Raw genomic sequence first — 21,808 nt, 5'->3', positions numbered from 1 at the left:
GGGATAATCCGGCAGAGCCAATCATGCCGCCATTACGCCGTCAACGGGCCTCGTCACGTTCCGCTTCGGCAGCCTCTTCCAGCTCTTCGGCCGAGGTGTCGGAGAGCGGCGTGAAAACGGCCCAATCGCCCTCGCCCTCGGGCCTGGTCAGGGTGGTGCGATCGACATTGCGCAGCAGGTTCGCCTTGGCAAGGAAATGCGCGCTGATCGGGGCGGTCAGGAAGATGAACAGCGTGATCATCAGCTCATGCAGCGTCAGGCTGTCGCGGAACGCTGCGAAGTAGATCATCGAGGCGATCAGCACCGCGCCCACGCCAAGCGTCGCGGCCTTGGTCGGCGCGTGCAACCGCGTCATCGGGTCGGGCAGCTTGACCAGCCCGAAACTCCCAACGAGGCCGAAGAAGCCGCCGATCACAAGCAGCGCCGAAATCAGGATTTCCCAGAACAGATCCATAGCGCCCTCACTCGATGATATCGCCGCGCAGCAGGAACTTGCCATATGCCACGGTCGCCACGAACCCGGTCATCGCATACAGGATCGATGCCTCGAAAAAGATCGCCGTCCCCTCCCAGATGCCAAACAGCACCAGAAGCGCGATCGCATCCACCGCCATCGTGTCAAGCGCCAGAACCCGGTCGGTCACGCCCGGGGCGCGCACCACGCGATAGAGGTTGAACAAGAGCGCAAGCGCGAAGCATCCGATGGAGAAATAGAGCGCATAGGTGATCATTCGAAAATCTCCTTCAGCCGGCGCTCGTAGCGCTCCTTGATCTCGTCGCGTACGCCGTCGGGGTCGGGCGCGTGCAGGCAATGCACCAGCAGGCTGTGCCCGTCGGCGGACAGTTCGGCCGTCAGCGTGCCCGGCGTCATGGTGATGGTGCCCGCCAGAACCGTGATCGCCTCGGGTTCATGCAGGTCGAGCGGCACGGTCACCCAGGCCGGTCGCAGCTTGTCGTTGGGCACGAAGAGCACGATCTTCGCAACCGCGATGTTCGACTTGATGATGTCCCACATGACGATGGCGATATATTCCACGATGCCGGGAAAATTGCGGATCACCGGCCGGTCGGGCCAGTAGGGCGCGGTGATCCACGGAATCACGAGGCCCATCAGCAGCCCGAACACGAGCGAGTTGATCGTATATGCGTTGGCCAGCAGCAGCCAGACCACCGTCAGGAGCAGGGTCAGATGCGGGTGCGGCAGGAATCTCTTCAGCATCGCGTCCTCCCTCAATATCCGCTGGCCGGCTCAGCCGGGGCGTCAGTGCCGTGATCTTCGGCGGGTGGGTGGCCCTCGGCGGGTTCGTTCGCGTGGCTGTCCTCATGCCCCGAGGTCGCGGCCCAGGCCCGCTCATAGGCGCCCACCATCACCGCATCGATATAGGCCGAGGGCGTGTAGAGCTGCTGCGCCGTGGCATTCAGCCAGGCAGTTGTCGGGCCGGCAAAAACCGTCAGCGCAACAAGCCCCGCGATCAGCCCTCCGGTCGCGGTGAAGGCCAGACCCGGCGAGCTTGCATCCCTCGTGGGTTCCGGCTGATCGCCCGCAGCGGCATGGGCCTTCCAGAACACGGTCGAGCCCGCACGACCAAAGCCCACGATGGCGATAAGCGAGGTCACCAGCACGACGCCCCAGAGCCACCACTGGCCGCGCGTCGCATCGAGGATCATCAGCTTGCCGATGAAGCCTGACAGCGGCGGCATCCCGGCCATGGCGATAGCGCCCGCAAAGAACATCCCCGCGATCAGCCCGGCGTTGCGAATGGGCGGCACCGGCGTGATCGCAAGGCCCGCCGCCCCGCGCCGCTCGCGCACCAGATCGACGATCAGGAACAGCGCGGCCGCAGCCAGCGTCGAATGCACCATGTAGTAAAGGCCCGCGCCGGTCGCGCCTTCGGTGAATTGCGCGAAGGCCAGCATCATCGTGCCGACCGAACCGATCACCGAATAGGCCACGGTGCGCCCCATGTCGCGCGCGCCCAGAACGCCGATCATGCCGATGATCAGGCTGATGGCGGCGGCGGGCAGAAGCACCTCTTGCGCGAGCCAGCCGATCGTGCCGCCCGCCGGGAAGACCAGCGTATAGATCCGCACGATGGCATAGACGCCGACCTTGGTCATGATCGCAAACAGCGCCGCCACCGGACCGGGCGCGTTGGTATAGGTCGCGGGCAGCCAGAACTGGAACGGCACCAGCGCGGCCTTGACCGCGAAAACCAGCATCAAAAGCCCCGCGCCGACGCGCAGAAGGCCTGTCTCGCTGGCCGGCATTACCGCCACTTTCTGCGCCAGATCGGCCATGTTCAGCGTACCGGTGACCGAATAGATCGTGCCGAGCGCGAACAGGAACAGCGTCGAACCCGCGAGGTTATAGACCACATATTGCACGCCCGCCTTCAGCCGCGCCTCGCCGCCCGAATGGATCATCAGGCCATAGGAGGCAATCAGCAGCACCTCGAAGAAGACAAAGAGGTTGAACGCATCCCCCGTCAGGAAGGCGCCGTTGATCCCCATCATCTGGAACTGCATGAGCGAATGGAAATGCCACCCCCGCTTGTCCCATCCCGAACCGATCGAGTAGAGCACGACGGCAAGCCCCAGCACCGAGGTCAGCAGCAGCATCAGGGCCGAGAGACGGTCGAGCACCAGGACGATGCCGAAGGGCGCCTCCCAATTGCCAAGGCGGTAGACCTCGGGTCCATTGGTGCTGGCCGAAACCGCCAGCGCGATCGCCAGCGCGACCAGCGCGGTCATCCCCGCGACCGAGAAAACCCGCTGCGAGCGCAGATCGAAGCGCATCCACAGCACGATGAGCGGTGCCAGAAAAGCCGGCAGAACGACCGGTGCGACGATCCAGTGATCCATCACTTCTTCTCCTCCGGCCCGAGATCGATCCGGTCATCGCCTGCCTCGATGAAGGCGCCAAGCGACAGCATCACCACCACGGCCGTCATCCCGAACGAGATCACGATGGCGGTCAGAACCAGCGCCTGCGGGATCGGGTCGGTGTAACCGGCGGTCTCGGCACCCGCATGGCCGAGGATCGGCGGCAGGTTGACCGCCAGCCGTCCGGTGGCGAACAGGAAGATGTTCACCGCGTAGGACAGCATCGCCATGCCCAGAACCACCGGGAAGGTTCGTAGCCGCAGGATCAGATAGATCCCCGCGGCGGTCATGATGCCGACAGCGCTTGCAACCAGAGCTTCCATTATTGTTCCTCCCCACGCGCTTTCAGCCAGCGGCGCGGCAGCGGTGTGCCCTCAGGGTAAGCTACCGAGGAAACCGCCGCGACCTCGCGCGCCTCGGGTTTCTCGGCCACGATATGGGCACCTCTTTCCTCATCCAGCACGGCTGCGCGCCGGGCCAGACGGCTCAGCCCGCCCAATGCCAGCAGCACCGAGCCGACAACCCCCAGGAACACGCCCAGATCGAAGCCCGCCGCCGTGGCCAGCTCGAACTTCTCAAGCCCGGGCAGTTTGAAATAGCCGAAGTCCGAGGTCAGGAACGGCATCCCGTTGAACCAGGCGCCGGCGCCGGTGATCCCGGCGGCCAGCACCCCGCAGGCGATCAGCACATGGTAGTAAACCTTCTGCCGCGCCTGGGTCCAGGCAAAGCCCGAGGCCATGTATTGCATGACCAGCGCGATAGCGACCACAAGACCGGCGATGAACCCCCCGCCCGGCAGGTTGTGCCCGCGCAGGAAGATGAACACGCCAACCAGCAGCGCTATGGGCAGCAATACACGCGTCGCCACCAGAAGCATCAGCGGGTGCTTGTCGCCGCCGCGCAGCATGTCGGGGCGCCAGGCGATTAGCTTCTTCGAAGCCGTGCCATTCAGGAGCGCCTCGGTCAGCGCAAAGATCACCAGCGCGGCGATGCCGAGCACCGTGACCTCGCCGTAGGTATCGTAGCCCCGGAAGTCCACGAGGATCACGTTCACGACGTTGTCGCCGCCGCCCAGCTTGTAGGAGTTTGCCAGGTGGTAGTTCGACATTGTCTCGAAGGCGAAGTCGCGCACCATCAGCGCATAGATCAGCGCGCCAATCCCGAGACCGCCCGCAATGGACAGCACCGCGTCGAAGCCCTGCTTGAGGCGGCTCGACTCGATCTTGGTCGTCTTGGGCAGGAAGTTCAGCGCCAGAAGCATCAGCACCGCCGTCACGATCTCGACCGAGATCTGCGTCAGCGCAAGGTCGGGCGCCGAGAGATAGATAAAGCAGATCGATACGATCAGGCCGACGATCGAGATCAGCACCAGCGCAAGGAAGCGGTTATGGTGGAAGGCGACAACACAGCCCGTGGCGGTGATCAGCATCACCCAACCCACCAGCGCGACCGGCGTGATCGGAAGCATCTCGCGCGTGGGCGGACCCTGCGTGCCGCCGCTCCAGGCCCAGACACCCACGGCGATCGAAGCCAGCGTGAACATCATCAGGTAGCGCGCCATCGAACCGTTGTGCAGACCCGAGGTGATCCAGCTTGCCACGCAGGCGCAGCGCGCCACGATCCAGTCGAAGATCGCCTTGGCCTCGGGGCGCGGGGCGGCCTCCCACATGCGCTTAAGGGGGGCAAAGCTGAGCAGCAGCACGATACCGCCAGCCGTCGCGATCATCGACATGACGAGCGCCGGGGTCAGCCCGTGCCAATGTTTGATCGGATGCATGTGCAGCCCGCCGCCGACGACCGCATCGGCCGCCATCTGCACCACCGGCCCGGCGAAGGTCATCGGCATCAGGCCGATCAGCACCACCAGCACGACAAGGAAAGCCGGGCTCAGCCACATGCCGAAATTCGGATCATGCGGTTTGTGCGGATAGTCGTCGCGCACCGGGCCGAAGAAGCCATGCACAATGAAGCGGAACGAATAGGCGGCCGAAAACAGCGCCGCGATCACCGCGACCAGCGGCACCAACCACGCCGCACCCGCCCAGACGGTATGCGCGGCCTCCTCAAGCATCAGTTCCTTCGACAGGAAGCCGTTAAAGAGCGGGATCCCCGCCATCGACAGCGCCGCGATGGTGGCGATGGTCGCCGTCACCGGCATCAGGTGGCGCAACCCGCCGAGGCGCTTCAGGTCGCGTGTATGGGTTTCGTGATCGACGATCCCGGCACTCATGAACAGCGCGGCCTTGAAGGTCGCGTGGTTGATGATGTGGAAGACCGCCGCCACTGCGGCCGTCTTGGTGCCAAGCCCCAGCAGGAAGGTGATCAGGCCCAGATGCGAGACGGTCGAGAAAGCCAGCAGCGCCTTCAGGTCATCCTTGAAGAGCGCGATCTTGGCGCCGATCAGCATGGTAATGAGGCCGGTCGTGGCGACGATGTAGAACCACTCGGGCGTGCCCGAGAGCACCGGCCACAGCCGCGCCATCAGGAAGAGCCCCGCCTTCACCATGGTGGCCGAGTGCAGATAGGCCGAGACCGGCGTCGGCGCGGCCATCGCATGCGGCAGCCAGAAATGGAACGGGAACTGCGCCGACTTGGTGAAGGCCCCGCCCAGGATCAGGATCAGCGCCGGCAGATAAAGCGGGCTGGCCTGGATCGCGGCCTTCTGCGTCAGGATGACCGAGATGTCGTAGCTGCCCGCGATGTTGCCCAGGATCAGCATCCCCGCGATCATCGAAAGCCCGCCAAGGCCGGTCACTGTCAGCGCCATACGCGCGCCCTGTCGACCCTCGGGCAGGTGCTTCCAGAACCCGATCAGCAGGAAGGACGACAGCGACGTCAGCTCCCAGAACACCAGCAAAAGCAGGATGTTATCTGACAGAACGATGCCCACCATCGCGCCCTGAAACAGCAGAAGATAGGTGTAGAACTGCCCCGCCGGATCGGCCTTGGTCAGGTAGAAGCGCGCATAGATGATGATCAGGATGCCGATCCCCAGGATCAGCGTCGCAAACAGCATCCCCAGACCGTCGATCATGAAATTGGCATTCAGGCCAATCGCGGGCAGCCATTCGAACCGCGCCTGCACGACCTCGCCACGCATCACTGCGGGCAGGTGCAACAACAGCCCCAGCAGTGCCAGCCCCGAGGTCAGCCCCGCCGCGAACGCGGTATTCGAGCGACCCGTTCGGATCAGGATACCCGGCAGCAAGGCTCCGAGGAAGGGAAGGGCGGCGATAAGGGCAGGCGACATCTTTCTGGTCCGTTCTCCGGCGGGCCTTTGGAGGCGCACACCCCCGTCCGCTGTGACAGGCCGCGCGCGCCAAGCCTGTGGCGCTAGTGTTATCCCTAAGTGCGAAAGCCACCCCCGACTGTCAAGCATAACCGCCATGAAATCGGCGCGTGACGTCCGCTAACATTCGCCCGCCCGGCGCGACTCAGTGCTTGGGCGCGGCGCGCGGCGTTGCATGCGTCCGCCGAACACCACGCTGGATCGCGACAGAAAATGCCCGGAAAACGGGCTGCCAAGCAATAAATTGCCGACCTTTTGCTGCGGAGCGGCAACAACCCGCGGAAAGCTGCATTTCACATGCAGTTGACCCTTCTGTAACGCAATGCTCTCTTGCAAGTTTTTCAGCACTATGCGTAAGAAATTGGCGACAAGGCTGCCTGCGGGTGGCCTTTAGAACTATCTGAGATACCTTGGAAAATAAATGTCTGTAGCCCGGCCTCTTTCCGCATCTCTCTTGACCCGTCGCCGCCTGATCGCCGCACTCAGTGCGGGCGGAGCGCTTGCCTGCACCACAGCACTTCCGCGCATGGCCTTCGCGCAGGAAACGCCGGCCCCTGCGCCTGTCATTGCTGCGCCGCAGCAAGCGTTCAGCTTCGACGCCCTGTCCGAGGAAATGCGCGCGCTTTCGACGCAGCCTCCGGTCTCGGTCCAGATCCCTGAAAGCTTCCTGTCGGGTCTGACCTATGACGACTACCGCCTGATCCGCTTCAATCCCGAACGCGCACGTTTCGCTGAGATCGAGGGCGCACAGTTCCAGTTGCATGCCTTCCACATGGGCTGGCTCTTCAAGGAGCCGGTGCTGCTTTACGAGATCAACGACGGCCAGGCCCGGATCATGGGCTTCGACACCGACGATTTCATCTATGAGCGCGAGGCACGCGACCACGTGCCCGAACATGCGCAGCTGCCCGGCGTTGCCGGCTTCCGCCTGCACAACCCGCTCAACCGCCCCGATATCTTCGACGAGTTGGTCGCCTTCCAGGGCGCCTCCTATTTCCGCGCGCTCGGCCGCGGCTCGGCCTATGGTCTTTCGGCGCGCGGCCTGGCGGTCAACACCGGCCTTCCGGTGGCCGAGGAGTTCCCCCGCTTCACCCGCTTCTACATCGAGCGCCCGATGGGCGGCGCCGAGCAGATCGTGGTGCATGCCGCGATGGAAAGCGCCTCGCTGACCGGCGCCTATCGCTTCGTCATCACCCCCGGCGCCGAGACGGTGATGGACGTGACCGCCCGCCTCTTCTTCCGGTCCGACATCGAACAACTTGGCGTCGCGCCGCTGACCTCCATGTTCCTGTTCGCCGAGCGCAACCGCCACGAATTCGACGACTTCCGCCCGAACGTCCATGACAGCGACGGTCTGGGCATTGTGCGCGCGGATGGCGACATGTTCTGGCGTCCGCTCTCGAACCCCTCGCGCCTTGCGTCGAGCTATTTCGCCGAGACCGCTCCGAAAAGCTTCGGCCTGTACCAGCGCGACCGCGAGTTCGATCACTATCAGGACGCCGCCGCCTTCTATGAAAAGCGCCCCTCCTGCGTGGTCGAGCCGATGGGCGACTGGGGCCGCGGCGCGATCCGCCTGGTCGAGATCCCCTCGGATCTCGAGGTCAACGACAATATCGTCGCCTTCTGGGTGCCCGAGGGCGCCGTCAAGGCTGGCGAGAGCCGTGAATTCTCCTACCGCCTGCGGTGGGGCGATCTGGCCTATGATGAGCGCGACGACCGCGCGCATGTGCTGGAAACCCGCGCCGGGATCGGCGGCGTCTCGGGCGTCGAGAACACCGAGGGCACGCGCAAATTCGTCATCGACTTCAAGGGCGGGATGCTGGGCAACCTGCCGGGCGACGCGGGCGACGCGCTGAAGATCGTGACCACCGTCACCAACGGCGAGATAGAGACCCAGACGCTGTCGCATATCTGGGGCACCGACATCTGGCGGCTCGTGCTTGACGTGGCCGCCCCGAAAGGCGCAACCGTGGAGCTTTCCGCGCATATCGCGGGCTACGGCCGCAAACTGACCGAAACCTGGCTTTATCAATGGATCAAGGCATGACCGCACATACCCTCCCCACGGCGGCTACCCCGATCGACTATCTGGCCTCCCTGACCCCGGCGGATCTGGTTGCCGGCCCCTGCGCGCTGCCGCAGGCGCCGATGGCCATGCCGCCGCAGGTGATCGAGGCCCAGATCGGCCTGATGCGTCGCCTCTTCGGCAGCCTGCTGCCGCACCACCCCGCAGCCCCCTCGGCCGGGGCTGGCCTCTGAGATCGTGACGCGGACCGCGCGCCTCGGGCTTTACGCCCTGCGCGGGCTTGCGCTCGCGCTCAGCCTGATTGCCGGGCTGGGTGCCTTTGTGCTGTTCCTGCAGTTCGGTGAGGCCGACGGGCTCGATACGCTGGATATCCTGCGCGCGCTCTTGATCCTGATCTCGACCCTCTGGCTGGCCTGGGGCGCGGTGCAGGCACTGATCGGCCTGACCTCCTTCACGCGCCCGCCCGTCTATGACCCGAGCACCCCGATCCGTGGCCGTTCGATCGTGCTGGTGCCGGTCTATAACGAGGACCCGCTGGCGACCTTCTCGCGCGTTGCCGCCATGGATGCCTCGCTGGCCGCGACGGGCGATCCGACGCAGGTCCATTTCGCCATCCTCTCCGATACCCGCAACGAGACCATCGCCCGCCGCGAGGTGCAGATGTTCGCGCATCTGGTGCGGGACCGCGACGGGATGGGCCGCTTCTTCTACCGCCGGCGCGAGCAGAACGTGGGCAAGAAGGCCGGCAATATCGAGGATTTCATCACCCGTTCGGGCAGCGCCTACGATTACGCCGTGATCCTGGATGCCGACAGCCTGATGGAAGGCGAGACGATCCTCCAGATGATCCGCCGGATGGAGGCAGAGCCGCGCCTTGGCCTGCTGCAAACCCTGCCCAAGGTGATCCGTGCGCGCTCGCGCTTTGGCCGGGCGATGCAGTTCTCGGCCTCGTTCTTCTCGCCGGTCTTCGCGCGCGGTCTGGCCATGATGCAGGGCGGGACCGGCCCGTTCTGGGGCCATAACGCCATCGTCCGCGTGCGCGCCTTCGCCGAAAGCTGTGGCCTGCCCGCGCTGAAGGGCAAGCCCCCGTTCGGCGGCCATGTCATGAGCCACGATTACGTCGAGGCGGCACTTTTGGCGCGCGCAGGCTGGATCGTGCGGCTTGACGACGACCTTGGCGGCAGCTTCGAGGAAGGCCCAGAGAATATCGTCGATCACGCCAAGCGCGACCGCCGCTGGTGTCAGGGCAATCTGCAACACTCGCGCATCATCGGCGCGCCGGGGCTGCGGGCCTGGTCGCGCTTTGTCTTTGCGCAGGGCATCATGGCCTATATCGCGCCGCTGTTCTGGCTTGGCTTCATCTTGGCCTCGATTGCCGCGCCGCTGATGGCCCCGCCGCCCGATTACTTCCCCGAGCCCTACTGGCCCTTCCCCTACTTCCCGCCCTCCGAGGCGTCCAAAGCGGTGGGTCTGGCCATCGGCATCTTCGGCCTGCTGCTGCTGCCCAAGATCCTGATCGCCGCCCGCGCCGCATGGACCGGCCGCGCGCAGGGCTTTGGCGGATCGGGGCGCGCCTTCGCCTCGACGCTGGGGGAGCTTGGGTTCTCGTCGCTGACCGCGCCGGTGCTCTTGATGTATGCCACACGCTCGGTCTTTCAGGTGCTTCTGGGCCGCGATGGCGGCTGGCCCACCAACAACCGCGGCGATGGCACGCTGAGCCTGCGCGACAGCCTCGCCGCCTCCTACTGGATCGTGGCGATCGGCCTTCTGGGCCTGATCGCCACCTATGCCTTTGCGCGCGGTCTGTTCCTGTGGCTGCTGCCGGTGGGCGGGCCGATGATCTTCGCGCCGGTGCTGCTGTGGTGGTCCTCGCGCCCCTCGACGGGCCAGTTGATGGGCGTTCCGACTGAGTATTCCCCTGCACCGGTGATGCAACTGCATGATACGATTTTCGAGCGCTGGACCGCCGCGCTTGACCAGATCGAGGCACCCTCCCCCGCCGCGCCGGAGAAGATCCATGCCTAAGACCCACGCCCCCCTACCGACCGGTGCCCGCGATCCGCGGCTTGATTTCTTCCGCGGCCTGTCGCTGGTGATGATCTACCTCAACCATGTGCCCGGCACGATCTACGAGATGCTGACCTCGCGCAATTTCGGGCATTCGGATGCGGCCGAGGCGTTCGTCTTCATGTCGGGCGTCGCCGCCGCGCTGGCCTATGGGCCCAAGCTCAAGGACGGGTTGAACATCCCCGCCTTCCGCAAGATCTGGGGCCGGTCCTGGCTGCTTTACATGGTGCATATCGTCACCGCGATGCTGGCCATCGCCATCGTGGCCACCGCCGCAAAATGGTATGGCGGCGAGGCGCTGCTGACCCGCAACGCCTTCAAACCGCTCACCCAGGACCCGCTGGCCTTCCTGATCGGGATCGCCACGCTTGGCCACCAGTTGGGCTATGTGAACATCCTGCCGATGTACGCGGCGCTTCTGCTGGCGGCGCCCTTCCTGATCCGGTTGGGGCAGCGCAACCCGATGGGATTGCTGGGCTTTACTATCGGCTTCTGGGTGCTGACGGGGATGCTGCGGCTCAACTTGCCGAACTACCCGTTTGAGGGCGGCTGGTTCTTCAACCCCTTCGCCTGGCAGCTCTTGTTCAGCCTGGGCATCCTGACCGGCCTTGCCCTGCGCAAGGGCGAGCGGTTCGTGCCCGTCAAGCGCGGCCTGATCTGGCCTGCCGTCGCGTGGCTCGGGTTTTGCGCGATCTGGGTGAAGTCGGACTACCTGATGGCCACGCTCGGCCATGTCTCGTGGCAGCTGCGCCAGTGGGACGTGCCCTTCTTCCTGGTGGATTTCGACAAGACCTTCGTGTCGGGCCCGCGCCTCCTGCATATCCTTGCGCTGGCCTATGTGCTCAGCCTGCCCGGCATCGTGCCCGCCATCGCCGCCTCGCGCGTCATGGCGCCGGTGCGCCTGATGGGGCGCCACGGCCTGCCGGTCTTTGCCATGGGCACGGTGCTGGCGATCCTCGCGCAGGCGATCAAAGAGGTGCACCCGGGCGGTTTCGTGCAGGATAGCGTGCTGATCCTCGGCGGTCTTGGCCTGCAATACGGTTTCGCCCGCACCCGCGAGTGGCTGCGCAGCACCGATCACGCCAAGGCCCCGGCGCCGGTCACGCGCCCGGTGCAGGACATGCCCGCAGCGGCGCCACGTCTGCGCGCCAAGCCAGCGCGCTGATCACAGCATAGCGCAGCGCGTCGCCATTTCCTTGAGCACCTTCAGCGCCGCCTGAACCTTGGGCGTGCGGTGCAGGTCCACATGGGTCACCAGCCAAAGCGGCGATTCCCATTCCGGCCGCGGCCCCATCACCTCGACCAGATGCGAGGCCGCGCGCGCCTCAATCGCGGGCAGGAAGCCAAGCCCCACCCCGTTGCGTACTGCGGCACGCTGACCCTCCGGGTCATTGCCGCGCAAGACCACCTGTTCGGGTGGGATATGCTGCGCCATCCACACGAAGAACGGCGCGCGGCTATCGCGCTGCTCGGCGCCGATGAAGCGGTGGCTGGCCAGCGTCTCTTCGGTCGGCATCCCGTTGCGCTCGATGTAATCGTCGCTGGCGTATAGCCCAACCAGATGCGCGCCAAGCGCCTGCACCACGTTATCGGGCTCGGTCGGGCGCGAGCCCGCGCGGATCGCCACATGCGCCTCGCCATATTCCAGCCGGAACACCCGCTGGTCGGTCAGGTAGCGGATGCGCAGGCCGGGGTGTTCCGCCATCAGCGCACTCAGCGCGGGCAGCACGAAACCTGACACGGTCGGCAGCGAGGTCACGATCAACTCGCCGGTGATTTCTTCGCCCGCACCCGCGATCCGCGCGGCAAGTTGCGCGAACTGATCTTCGGTGGCCTTGCCGACGGAAAGAAGCTGCTGCCCCGCCTCGGTCGGCGTGTAGCCGCGGGGGTGGCGCTGAAACAGCTTGGCTCCCAGCCGGGTCTCCAGCGCGTCAACGTGGCGGATGACGGTTGCGTGGTGCACGCCCAGCACCTCGGCGGCGCCAGAAACCGTGCCCACCCGCGCCACCTGATAGGCCGTCCGGATCTCGTCCCAATTCTCCAATGGCATATGTGCACCTACGAACAAAACAAGTGCGATCATGCCAGTTGAGTTCACGAACGCAAGAGACAATCTATTCCGCAGATGCAAACGACCTCCTCCCAGCCGAAAGACACATACACATGACCAAAGTTCTGCGGATCGACAGCTCGATCAAAGGCCCCGCCTCGGTGACCCACAAGCTCACCGACTCGATCCTTGCCCGCCTTGGCGGCGAGGTAACCGAGCGTGACACCACCACCATTCCGCTGATCGACGGCACCTGGATCGGCGCCGCCTATACCCCGGCAGAGAACCGCACCGCCGCGCAGAAAGCGACGCTCGCGCTGTCGGACGAGCTGATCGCGGAGATCAAGGCCGCCGACGTGCTGGTGATCGGCATGCCGATCTACAACTTTGGCGTGACCGGCCCGCTCAAGGCCTGGATCGATCAGATCTGCCGCGTGGGCGAGACCTTCCGCTACACCGAGAACGGCCCGCAGGGCCTTGCCGGCCCCAAGCGCGTGATCGTGGCCTATGCCTCGGGCGGGGTGCCGCTCGGCTCGGCGGTTGATCTCGCCTCGGCCTATATCAAGCAGGTTCTGGCCTTCATCGGCATCACCGATGTGAGCTTTGTCGCCGCCGAAGGCGTAGCCGCCGACGAAGCCGCGGCGGTGGCTCGCGCCGAGGCGCAGATCGAAAAGCTCTCGGCCTGATCTCCCCCGCGCCGCGCGTCCCCGCCATCCCGTGTTCAGCAGGCGGAGGCGGCGCGGCGCTGCAAAGCCCCTCGGTTGACTCCGGGGGGCTTTTTGCTTAAGGAACCCCAGATTCCCCGGAGGCAGATTCCTCCGGTCCCCGCATGAAGCAGGGATCGCCACCAGTCAGCGCGTTGCGCCCACTGGTGCGCTTGTCGTTTGTTCGCCGGGTTTGCCGGCCACCTGAAGGAGGTGCCGATGTTCGAAAGTCTCTCAGAACGCCTTGGCGGCGTATTCGAGCGCCTGACGAAACAGGGCGCACTTTCGGCCGACGACGTGCGCACCGCGCTGCGCGAGGTCCGCGTGGCATTGCTTGAGGCCGACGTTTCGCTGCCGGTCGCGCGCGACTTCATCAAGGCGGTCGAGGCCAAGGCCACTGGCGCCGCCGTTACCAAATCGGTCACCCCCGGCCAGCAGGTCGTCAAGATCGTCCATGACGAGCTGATCGCCATGCTTTCGGGCGACGGCGAGGCCGATGCGCTGAAAATCGACAACCCGCCCGCGCCGATCCTGATGGTCGGCCTTCAGGGCTCGGGGAAGACCACCACCACCGCGAAACTCGCCCGCCGCCTGCGCGACCGCAATGGCAAGCGCGTGCTGATGGCCTCGCTCGACATCTACCGCCCGGCGGCGATGGAGCAGCTGGCCATTCTGGGCCAGCAGATCGGCGTCGATACCCTGCCGATCGTCAAGGGCGAAAGCGCCGTTCAGATCGCCAAGCGCGCCAAGCAACAGGCGACGCTCGGCGGCTATGACGTCTACATGCTCGACACTGCGGGCCGCCTGCATATCGACGAAGTCCTGATGGACGAGGTTCAGGCCGTGCGCGACGCGGTCAACCCGCGCGAGACGCTTCTGGTCGTCGACGGCCTGACCGGTCAGGTCGCCGTCGAGGTCGCGCAGGAGTTCGAGGACAAGGTCGGCATTTCGGGCGTCGTTCTGACCCGGATGGACGGCGACGGGCGCGGCGGTGCGGCGCTCTCGATGCGCGCCACCACCGGCAAGCCGATCCGCTTCGTGGGTCTTGGCGAGAAGATGGACGCGCTTGAGACCTTCGAGGCCGAGCGTATCGCGGGCCGCATCCTCGGCATGGGCGACATCGTCGCCTTGGTCGAGCGCGCGCAGGAAGTGCTGGAGAAGGAACAGGCCGAGCGCATGGCAAAGCGTTTCGCCAAAGGCCTGTTCAACATGAACGACATGAAGGGCCAGCTTGAGCAGATGCTCAAGATGGGCGGCATGCAGGGCGTGATGTCGATGATGCCGGGCATGGGCAAGATGGCCAAGGCCGCCGAGGACGCAGGCTTTGACGACCGCACCATCCGCCGCCAGATCGCGCTGATCAACTCGATGACCAAGCTCGAGCGCGCCAAGCCCGAGATGCTGCAAGCCAGCCGCAAGAAGCGTATCGCCGCCGGTGCGGGCCTTGAGGTGAGCGAGCTGAACCGCCTGCTGAAGATGCACCGCCAGATGGCCGATACGATGAAGAAGATCGGCAAGATGGGCAAAGGCGGCATGTTGAAGCAAGCCATGGCCGCGATGCAGGGCAAGGGCGGCGGCCTTCCGGCTGCGGGCGAGATGGACCCGGCCAAGATGGAAGAGGCCGCCAAGGCAATCGGCAAAATGCCGGGCCTGGGCAAGCTGCCCGGCATGGGCGGCATGGGCCTTCCGGGCGGGCTTTCGGGCCTTGGCCTCGGCAAGAAGAAGTAAGCCATGATCGCGCTTTCGCCCACTCCGGTTCTCGAGACCGAGCGTCTCGTGCTCCGCGCGCCCGCCGCGCGGGACTGGGAGCATTGGCGCGATTTCTTCATGTCGGAGCGTGGCAACTGGATCCGTTCCGCCGCGACCGCGCCGGAAGAGGCGCTGGCCTGGCGGGCTTGGGCGGGCGTTATCGGCCACTGGGTCATGCGCGGCTGGGGCAGCTTTGTCATCACCACCCATGACAGCGACCGCGGCCTTGGCATGACCGGCCCCTGGGCGCCGATCAACTGGCCGGAATACGAGATCGGTTGGACCATGTGGAGTGCCGAGAACGAAGGCAAGGGCCTGATGGCCGAGGCTGCCGCCGCAGCGCGCGACCACGCCTTCCGCACGCTCGGCTGGAAGACCGCCGTCAGCTATATCGCGCCCGCCAATACCCGCTCGCGCGCGCTGGCCGAACGTCTGGGCGCCGTGATCGACCCCAACGCCGCGCCCTTCCCGGGCGATGCAGAGGCGCTCGTCTACCGTCATCCCTGCCCGGAGGATCTCGCATGACCGATCCCGTCACCCGCGCCGCCGAGTTGCTGAAAGGGCATCGCGCCTCGATCGACCGGCTCGATGCGATCCTCGTCTATACCCTGGCCGAGCGGTTCAAGCACACCCAGTCGGTGGGCCGCCTCAAGGCCGAACATGACCTTCCGCCGTCCGATCCCACGCGCGAGGCGCAGCAGATCGAACGGCTCGAACGGCTGGCGAAAGAGGCCGACCTCGACCCCGAATTCGCCCGCAAATTCCTCTCGTTCGTGATTTCCGAAGTGATCCGGCATCACGAGAATTTCCAGAAATGACGGGCTGTTAGCCCGCACCAAGCCATCCAAAGGAGAAACACCATGGCTATGAAAATCCGTCTCGCCCGTGGCGGCTCGAAAAAGCGTCCGCACTACGCGATCGTCGCGTCGGACTCGCGCATGCCGCGCGACGGCCGCTTCCTCGAGAAGCTGGGCACCTACAACCCGCTGCTGGCCAAGGACTCGGAAGACCGCGTCAAGATGGACATGGAGCGCGTGCAGTACTGGCTCGGCCAGGGCGCCCAGCCGACCGACCGCGTGGCCCGCTTCCTCGAAGCTGCCGGCGTTCTGGCCAAAACCGAGCGCAAGAACATGAAGAAAGCCGAGCCGGGCGAGCGCGCCAAGAAGCGCGCCGAAGAGAAAGCCGCCAAGGCTGCCGCTCCGACCGAAGAATAATCTGGCCAAGCGCCTGATTTCGGCTAGAAATACGGGCCGGGCAGCGATGCCCGGCCCGCTCTGCTAGGAGGCTACCCATGTCGCAATCCGATCGTGTCTGTGTCGGCGCCATCGCCGGAGCCTTCGGCGTTCAAGGCGAGGTGCGGCTGAAAAGCTTCTGCACCGAACCCGAGGACATCGCCTCCTACGGGCCGCTTTACAGCGAGGATGGCAAGCGCAGCTTCACCGTCCGCCTGACCCGCCCGGTCACTGGCGGGCTTGGCGCGCGCCTCTCGGGCGTGCTCACCAAGGAGGATGCCGACGCGCTGCGCGGCGCAACTCTTTGGGTTGACAGGGAAAAGCTGCCCTCTCTGCCTGATGACGAGTTTTACCACACCGACCTGATCGGGCTGGAGGTCTTCGACGCTGGCGGCGCGCCCATCGGCCGCGTGCGCGCGGTGCAGAACTTTGGCGCGGGCGATATTCTCGAGATCTTCGCCCCCGGTCGGCGCACCACGCTGATGCTGCCCTTCACCCGCGCCGTGGTGCCGACGGTCGACATCAAGGCCGGTCGGATCATCGCCGACCCGCCCGAGGATGTCGAATGACGCATGTCATCGTCCATGCGGGCTTTCACAAGACTGGCACGTCGAGCCTGCAGGACTACCTGCGCGCCCATCGTGCCCGTCTGGCTGACCGCGTGACGATCTACCTCAAGGATGACTTCCTCGACGCGGGCAATGCCGCGCGGCGCTACGGGATGCGCCCGCATCCGTGGCGTCTATGGCGGTTTCGTCGCGCGCTGCGCGATTTTCTGAACGCGATCCCCGAAGCCCCGGTGATCTTCCTGTCTTGGGAGGGGTTTTCGGGCGTCATGCCCGGCCATCGCCGCCCACTAAGTGGCCCCGTGCGCGGCATGGCCCGCGCCGCCGTGCCGCTGGCGCGCGGGATCGTGGCCGAGTTGCGCCACCGTTTCGGCCCCGCCGCGCGGATCGAGTTCCTCTACACCCTGCGCGAGGGCGAAAGCTGGCTGCGTTCGGTCTGGGGGCATATCGCCCGCTCAATCCGCCTGACCGAGGATTACCCGGCCTTTCGCGCGGGATTTCCCACGCTGACACCACTGGACGCCGAGGCCGCGACCGTGGCGCGCGCCATCGCGCCGGTGCCGGTGCATACCGCCTGGCTCGAAGAGATCAGCGCGCTGCCTCAAGGCCCGGCCACGTCCGCACTGCGCCTGATGGGCTTTAGCGACGCTGAAATCGCCGCCCTGCCCCGCGCGAGCCATGTGAACCGGGGTAACTCGGACGCGGCCACCCAGACCTTCCTGCATCTCAACCGCACGCTCGCCGATCCGGCCGAGTTGAAGCAGCGCAAGGACGCGCTGGCACGCGACGACCATCGGAACCGCCCATGACCGACGACACCCCGAAACCCACAACCAAATCGCTCGGGCGGCTGAGCATCTCGGCCTCGTTCAAGCCCCGGGATCTGATGGCGGACATGCGCCTCAAGGGCGCCTGGACCGCCAAGATCGTCACCCTCTTCCCCGACGCCTTTCCCGGCGTGCTGGGGCTGAGCCTGACGGGCAAAGCGCTCGACATGGGGCTGTGGGCGCTGGAAACCATCGACCTGCGCCCCTTCGGCGTGGGCAAGCATCGCAATGTCGATGACACGCCTGCGGGCGGCGGCGCGGGAATGGTGCTGCGCCCCGACGTGGTGGGCGCAGCACTTGACCAAGCCGCGATCGGCACACCTGTCGAACGCGAGCGTTGGCCGGTTTTGTATATGTCTCCGCGCGGCAAGCGCTTCGATCAGGCCATGGCGCGGCGCTTTGCCGGGGCCGAGGGCATGACCATCCTGTGCGGCCGTTTCGAGGGCGTCGATCAGCGCGTGCTCGATCACTACGGTATCGAAGAGGTCTCGGTCGGCGATTTCGTTCTGACCGGGGGCGAGATCGCGGCGCAGATCGTGCTTGATGCGACGGTGCGCCTGATCCCGCAGGTTCTGGGCAATGCCGCCTCAACCGAGGAGGAGAGCTTTTCCTCGGGTCTGCTGGAATATCCGCAATACACCCGCCCCGCCGAATGGGAAGGGCGCGAGATTCCGGCGGTTCTGACCTCAGGCCACCATGGCGAGATCGAGAAATGGCGCCGGGCCGAGTCGGAAAAGATCACCCGCGAGCGCCGCCCCGACCTGTGGGAGGCGCATCTGGCGAGCCAGCCCCCGGAAAAGCCAAAACGCCAACGCAGAAAGGCCGATCCGGGCGCCGAAGACGCTTGACCCATCGGTGCCGGACCCGTATATCGCGCGGGTCCGGGGCAGAATCTGTCCACCGGACCCTTTCGCTATTGGCCGATGCTTCGGCACTTCCCCGATGACGGGCCAAGGGCAAGGGTTTCATAACGATGCCGCAACTCTGGCGGGCGGGCACTGGCCCGGACCCGAGGGAAGACCGAGAGCTCTGAGGCGCGCCAGACCATCGCGGAACCACCGCGAGCATTGAAAGGACAAGCGATGAACCTGATCGCGCAACTCGAGGCGGAGCAAATCGCCGCCCTCGGCAAGAACATCCCGGATTTCAAGGCCGGCGACACCGTTCGCGTCGGCTACAAAGTGACCGAAGGCACCCGTTCGCGCGTGCAGATGTATGAAGGCGTCTGCATCGCCCGCAAAGGCGGCTCGACCGTCGCCGCTTCGTTCACCGTGCGCAAAATCTCGTTCGGCGAAGGCGTCGAGCGCGTTTTCCCGCTCTACTCGACCAACATCGACTCGATCGAGGTCGTCCGTCGTGGCCGCGTGCGCCGCGCCAAGCTGTACTATCTGCGTGACCGTCGCGGTAAATCGGCCCGTATCGCCGAAGACAGCACCTACAAAGCCAAAGCCTGAGGAGCGGACCGATGAAAGCCGATACCCATCCCGAATACCACATCATCAACATCAAGATGACGGACGGGACCGAATATCAGACCCGTTCGACCTGGGGCAAAGAAGGCGACACCATGTCGCTCGACATCGACCCGACCTCGCACCCCGCCTGGACCGGCGGCTCGGCCAAGCTGATGGACACCGGCGGCCGCGTGTCGAAGTTCAAGAACAAATACGCCGGCCTGGGCTTCTGATCCCCGCCGAATGTATCGCGAAGGGCGCCCCATGGGGCGCCCTTTTGCTTTGGCTGTTGCCGAAAACACATCGTTTCCGCGCCGTTGCACGCTGCTTGCGAGCAGGTGCTTCCACCGGTTGGCTTGGCCACCTATAGTGCCAAAGCGCCGGAAGGGCGCGAGATGAAGGGAAGATCGACGTGGCGCATATCATCGTAACGGGGAACGAAAAGGGCGGTTCGGGCAAGTCCACCACCTCGATGCATGTGGCGACTGCGCTGGCGCGCATGGGCTGGAAGGTCGGCGCGCTCGATCTGGACCTGCGTCAGCGCAGCTTCGGGCGCTATGTCGAGAACCGTCTGGCCTATATGGCCCGCGAGGGGTTCGACCTGCCAACCCCCGATTACCGTCTGCTACCCGAGGTCGATCCTGCCAGCCTTACCCCCGGCGAGAACCCCTACGATCACCGCCTCTCGGCCGCCGTGGCGGAGCTGGAGCCGGTTTGCGATTTCATCATTATCGACTGCCCGGGCTCGCATACCCGCCTCAGCCAGGTCGCGCATTCGCTGGCCGACACGCTGATCACCCCGCTCAACGACAGCTTCATCGACTTCGACCTGCTGGCGCGGATCGACCCCGAGACCTCGAAGGTCACGGGCCCTTCGATCTACTCGGAGATGGTCTGGGCGGCGCGGCAATTGCGTGCCCGCGCGGGGCTCAAGCCCATCGACTGGATCGTCCTGCGCAACCGCCTCGGCGCGCAGCAGATGCACAACAAGCGCAAGGTCGGCGAGGCGCTCGAACAGCTCTCGAAGCGCATCGGTTTCCGTGTGGCACCGGGCTTTTCAGAGCGCGTGATCTTCCGCGAGCTGTTCCCGCGCGGCATGACGCTGCTCGATCTCAAGGATCTGGGCGTCGACAACCTGAACATCTCGAACGTGGCGGCGCGCCAGGAGTTGCGCGACCTGCTCAAGGAACTGCGCCTGCCCGGCGTCGAGATCAACTTCTGATCGCGCTCAGCGTGACCTGCGCGCCGGCGCCTTGAACAGCGTGATCCGTCGCTTGCGCGGTATGAACCGCGCGCGGCGCGTTGTCAGGGCCGCGTAGCGGTCATCGAGGCCGTCATCCTCGGCGGGTGCGAACAATCCCCACCGGGTCAGAAATGCGAAAGCACGGAGCATTTCGATCTCCACATGGTTGAGTGATTAACCATTCTTTCGCGCAAAATGCGACTAAAACGCGGCAAGCCTGCGGATTTGTCACGACACCCAAAAAAGGGGTTTGCGCCAGCCCGTTCAGGGGCTGGCGCGGCGTTATCAGCCGAAGACCGCGGTCAGGGCGCCGTCGATCGCATCGGTGATGCTGTCGATATCGTCGGAAGTCGCGATCAGCGCGGGGCTGAGGCAGAGCGTGTTGTTGAAGCCCGGGTTCGAGCGGTTCGTGACCCCGATGATCACGCCGCGTTTGCTGGCCTCGGCCACGACCTGCTGGGCAAGCTTCTCGGCCACCGGCTCCTTGGTCACGCGATCGGCGACCAGTTCGGCGCCCTGGAACAGACCCTTGCCGCGCACATCGCCAATCACCTTGTGCTTTTCCATCAGCGCATGAAGGTTCCCGTTGAGCCGCTCGCCCATGGCCAGCGTATTGCCCAGCAGATCCTCCTCCTCGATGATGCGCATGTTTTCCAGCGCCGCCGCGGGGCCCGAGGTGCAGCCGCCGAAGGTCGAGATATCGCGGAAATAGCTCATCGGGTCGCTCGGATCGTCCTTGAACATCTCGAAGACGCGCTCGGTGGTGACGGTGCAGGAAATCGCCGCATAGCCCGAGGCCACGCCCTTTGCCATGGTGACGAAATCGGGCTCGATCCCGTAGTTCTGGTAGCCAAACCACACGCCGGTGCGGCCAACGCCGCAGACGACCTCGTCGATATGCAGCAGGATATCGTATTTGCGGCAGATCTCCTGCACGCGCTCCCAATAGCCTTTCGGCGGCACGATGACCCCGCCGCCGGCGGTGATCGGTTCAAGGCAGAGCAGACCCACGGTATCCGGGCCTTCGCGCAGGATCACCTCTTCGATCGCATCGGCGGCACGCTCGCCGTAATTCTCGACGTCCCACTGCTTGCGGTATTCAAGGCAGTGCGGAACCTGCACGAAACCGTCCGGATAGGGACCATACATCGCCGCGCGCTCGGCCTGACCGCAGGCGGCCAGAACGCCGATCGTGGTGCCGTGGTAGTCGCGCTCGCGGAACAGGATCTTGGATTTCTTGCCCTTGTGATGGCGGGCCGAGATCTGGCGCACCATCTTGAACACCTTCTCGTTCGCTTCGGAACCCGAGTTCGCGTAATAGACGCGGCTCAGACCCGGCATCTTGTCCAGCAGACGCTCGGCGAAAAGCGAGCCGGGGATCGAGCCTGCAGCGGCGGCGAAGTAGTTCATCTTGATCAGCTGGTCGCGCACCGCATTGGCGATGGTCTCGCGCCCGTAGCCCACGTTCACCGTCCAGACCCCGCCCGAGACGGCGTCGATAAACTGGTTGCCCGCCGCATCCCAGACTCGCATCCCCTTGCCTTCGATGATGACGCGCGGATCGGTGGTCTCCAGCGCCTTGTGCTGCATCAAGTGGTGCCAGATATGGGCGCGGTCGGCCTCGATCACGTGGCGCAGTTCGTTGGTGGTGATGTTCATGGGACGAATCCTGACAGGGCCGGGTTGGCCCGGCGGTTTCCATCCCCACTGCGCCATGC

At 65.2% G+C, this 21,808-nt stretch carries 24 protein-coding genes; 15 read left to right on the top strand and 9 right to left on the bottom strand.

Annotation, left to right across the window (positions count from 1 at the left end; genetic code table 11):
- Positions 1–40: 40 nt before the first annotated feature.
- From N3C64_RS08155 to N3C64_RS08130, 6 genes are read right to left on the bottom strand one after another with little or no spacing between them, the layout of a single operon-like run.
- Positions 41–454: a Na+/H+ antiporter subunit G gene (locus N3C64_RS08155; RefSeq protein ID WP_218629893.1), complete on the bottom strand. Its 414-nt coding sequence runs from the start codon at positions 452–454 to the stop codon at positions 41–43.
- A 7-nt stretch (positions 455–461) separates the two neighbouring features.
- Positions 462–731 (bottom strand): K+/H+ antiporter subunit F, encoded by a 270-nt coding sequence (locus N3C64_RS08150; protein WP_218629894.1) that lies wholly within the window; start codon positions 729–731, stop codon positions 462–464.
- Complete coding sequence (locus N3C64_RS08145) at positions 728–1,219, bottom strand: Na+/H+ antiporter subunit E (protein WP_218629895.1); 492 nt, start codon at positions 1,217–1,219, stop codon at positions 728–730. The genes N3C64_RS08150 and N3C64_RS08145 overlap by 4 nt, the downstream gene beginning before the upstream one ends.
- An 11-nt stretch (positions 1,220–1,230) precedes the next feature.
- The gene (locus N3C64_RS08140; RefSeq protein ID WP_260013810.1) at positions 1,231–2,862 is read right to left on the bottom strand and encodes a monovalent cation/H+ antiporter subunit D; all 1,632 of its coding nucleotides are present in this window, start codon (positions 2,860–2,862) and stop codon (positions 1,231–1,233) included.
- Entirely contained in the window at positions 2,862–3,206 is a 345-nt protein-coding gene (locus N3C64_RS08135) for a Na+/H+ antiporter subunit C (protein WP_218629897.1), read from the bottom strand. The genes N3C64_RS08140 and N3C64_RS08135 overlap by 1 nt, the downstream gene beginning before the upstream one ends.
- Positions 3,206–6,133, bottom strand: coding sequence for a monovalent cation/H+ antiporter subunit A (locus N3C64_RS08130; RefSeq protein ID WP_260013807.1), 2,928 nt, complete (start codon positions 6,131–6,133; stop codon positions 3,206–3,208). Before N3C64_RS08130 ends, N3C64_RS08135 begins: the two co-directional genes overlap by 1 nt.
- Before the next feature lie 460 nt (positions 6,134–6,593).
- Here N3C64_RS08130 and N3C64_RS08125 point away from each other — a divergent pair, with 460 nt between their 5' ends.
- From N3C64_RS08125 to N3C64_RS08110, 4 genes are read left to right on the top strand one after another with little or no spacing between them, the layout of a single operon-like run.
- A complete protein-coding gene (locus tag N3C64_RS08125; protein ID WP_260013805.1) occupies positions 6,594–8,219 on the top strand; it encodes an OpgD/OpgG family glucan biosynthesis protein in 1,626 nt (541 codons plus the stop codon).
- On the top strand, positions 8,216–8,431 hold the full coding sequence (locus tag N3C64_RS08120; protein WP_218629900.1) for a hypothetical protein: 216 nt from the start codon (positions 8,216–8,218) through the stop codon (positions 8,429–8,431). Before N3C64_RS08125 ends, N3C64_RS08120 begins: the two co-directional genes overlap by 4 nt.
- A gap of 4 nt (positions 8,432–8,435) precedes the next feature.
- Positions 8,436–10,223, top strand: coding sequence for a glucans biosynthesis glucosyltransferase MdoH (gene mdoH / locus N3C64_RS08115; RefSeq protein ID WP_260013803.1), 1,788 nt, complete (start codon positions 8,436–8,438; stop codon positions 10,221–10,223).
- Positions 10,216–11,430, top strand: a complete 1,215-nt coding sequence (locus tag N3C64_RS08110; protein ID WP_218629902.1) for an OpgC family protein — start codon at positions 10,216–10,218, stop codon at positions 11,428–11,430. Before mdoH ends, N3C64_RS08110 begins: the two co-directional genes overlap by 8 nt.
- Here the strand turns inward: N3C64_RS08110 and N3C64_RS08105 are convergent, their stop codons facing one another.
- A complete protein-coding gene (locus tag N3C64_RS08105) occupies positions 11,431–12,348 on the bottom strand; it encodes a LysR family transcriptional regulator (RefSeq protein WP_260013801.1) in 918 nt (305 codons plus the stop codon).
- An 80-nt stretch (positions 12,349–12,428) separates the two neighbouring features.
- Here N3C64_RS08105 and N3C64_RS08100 point away from each other — a divergent pair, with 80 nt between their 5' ends.
- The 11 genes from N3C64_RS08100 to N3C64_RS08050 all read left to right on the top strand — a co-directional run bounded on the left by N3C64_RS08100 (position 12,429) and on the right by N3C64_RS08050 (position 20,069).
- On the top strand, positions 12,429–13,001 hold the full coding sequence (locus N3C64_RS08100; RefSeq protein WP_218629903.1) for an FMN-dependent NADH-azoreductase: 573 nt from the start codon (positions 12,429–12,431) through the stop codon (positions 12,999–13,001).
- A gap of 237 nt (positions 13,002–13,238) precedes the next feature.
- Positions 13,239–14,747, top strand: a complete 1,509-nt coding sequence (gene ffh, locus N3C64_RS08095; protein WP_218629904.1) for a signal recognition particle protein — start codon at positions 13,239–13,241, stop codon at positions 14,745–14,747.
- Positions 14,748–14,750: 3 nt separating this feature from the next.
- On the top strand, positions 14,751–15,293 hold the full coding sequence (locus tag N3C64_RS08090; RefSeq protein ID WP_260013800.1) for a GNAT family N-acetyltransferase: 543 nt from the start codon (positions 14,751–14,753) through the stop codon (positions 15,291–15,293).
- Positions 15,290–15,586 (top strand): chorismate mutase, encoded by a 297-nt coding sequence (locus tag N3C64_RS08085; protein ID WP_218629906.1) that lies wholly within the window; start codon positions 15,290–15,292, stop codon positions 15,584–15,586. The genes N3C64_RS08090 and N3C64_RS08085 overlap by 4 nt, the downstream gene beginning before the upstream one ends.
- 42 nt (positions 15,587–15,628) lie before the next feature.
- Positions 15,629–15,982: a 30S ribosomal protein S16 gene (gene rpsP / locus N3C64_RS08080; RefSeq protein WP_260013798.1), complete on the top strand. Its 354-nt coding sequence runs from the start codon at positions 15,629–15,631 to the stop codon at positions 15,980–15,982.
- A 77-nt stretch (positions 15,983–16,059) separates the two neighbouring features.
- The gene (gene rimM / locus N3C64_RS08075; RefSeq protein ID WP_218629908.1) at positions 16,060–16,569 is read left to right on the top strand and encodes a ribosome maturation factor RimM; all 510 of its coding nucleotides are present in this window, start codon (positions 16,060–16,062) and stop codon (positions 16,567–16,569) included.
- Complete coding sequence (locus N3C64_RS08070) at positions 16,566–17,375, top strand: hypothetical protein (RefSeq protein ID WP_260013796.1); 810 nt, start codon at positions 16,566–16,568, stop codon at positions 17,373–17,375. Before rimM ends, N3C64_RS08070 begins: the two co-directional genes overlap by 4 nt.
- Entirely contained in the window at positions 17,372–18,241 is an 870-nt protein-coding gene (trmD, locus tag N3C64_RS08065) for a tRNA (guanosine(37)-N1)-methyltransferase TrmD (RefSeq protein ID WP_260013791.1), read from the top strand. The genes N3C64_RS08070 and trmD overlap by 4 nt, the downstream gene beginning before the upstream one ends.
- 234 nt (positions 18,242–18,475) lie before the next feature.
- The gene (gene rplS / locus N3C64_RS08060) at positions 18,476–18,847 is read left to right on the top strand and encodes a 50S ribosomal protein L19 (RefSeq protein ID WP_218629911.1); all 372 of its coding nucleotides are present in this window, start codon (positions 18,476–18,478) and stop codon (positions 18,845–18,847) included.
- Between the two features lie 11 nt (positions 18,848–18,858).
- Positions 18,859–19,080, top strand: a complete 222-nt coding sequence (gene rpmE, locus N3C64_RS08055) for a 50S ribosomal protein L31 (protein WP_218629912.1) — start codon at positions 18,859–18,861, stop codon at positions 19,078–19,080.
- 179 nt (positions 19,081–19,259) lie between these two features.
- A complete protein-coding gene (locus N3C64_RS08050) occupies positions 19,260–20,069 on the top strand; it encodes a division plane positioning ATPase MipZ (protein WP_218629913.1) in 810 nt (269 codons plus the stop codon).
- A gap of 6 nt (positions 20,070–20,075) precedes the next feature.
- On the opposite strand, the gene N3C64_RS08045 is transcribed toward N3C64_RS08050, so the two are convergent.
- Both N3C64_RS08045 and N3C64_RS08040 read right to left on the bottom strand, forming a co-directional pair.
- Positions 20,076–20,240: a hypothetical protein gene (locus N3C64_RS08045; RefSeq protein WP_260013790.1), complete on the bottom strand. Its 165-nt coding sequence runs from the start codon at positions 20,238–20,240 to the stop codon at positions 20,076–20,078.
- Positions 20,241–20,375: 135 nt separating this feature from the next.
- The gene (locus tag N3C64_RS08040; protein WP_260013788.1) at positions 20,376–21,749 is read right to left on the bottom strand and encodes an aminotransferase family protein; all 1,374 of its coding nucleotides are present in this window, start codon (positions 21,747–21,749) and stop codon (positions 20,376–20,378) included.
- Positions 21,750–21,808: the final 59 nt, after the last annotated feature.

Origin of the sequence: Sedimentimonas flavescens (assembly GCF_025154035.1) — a bacterium.
In the GTDB taxonomy this organism is placed as follows: Bacteria; Pseudomonadota; Alphaproteobacteria; order Rhodobacterales; family Rhodobacteraceae; genus Rhodobacter; species Rhodobacter flavescens.
This window is presented reverse-complemented; position numbering and strand designations above follow the sequence as displayed.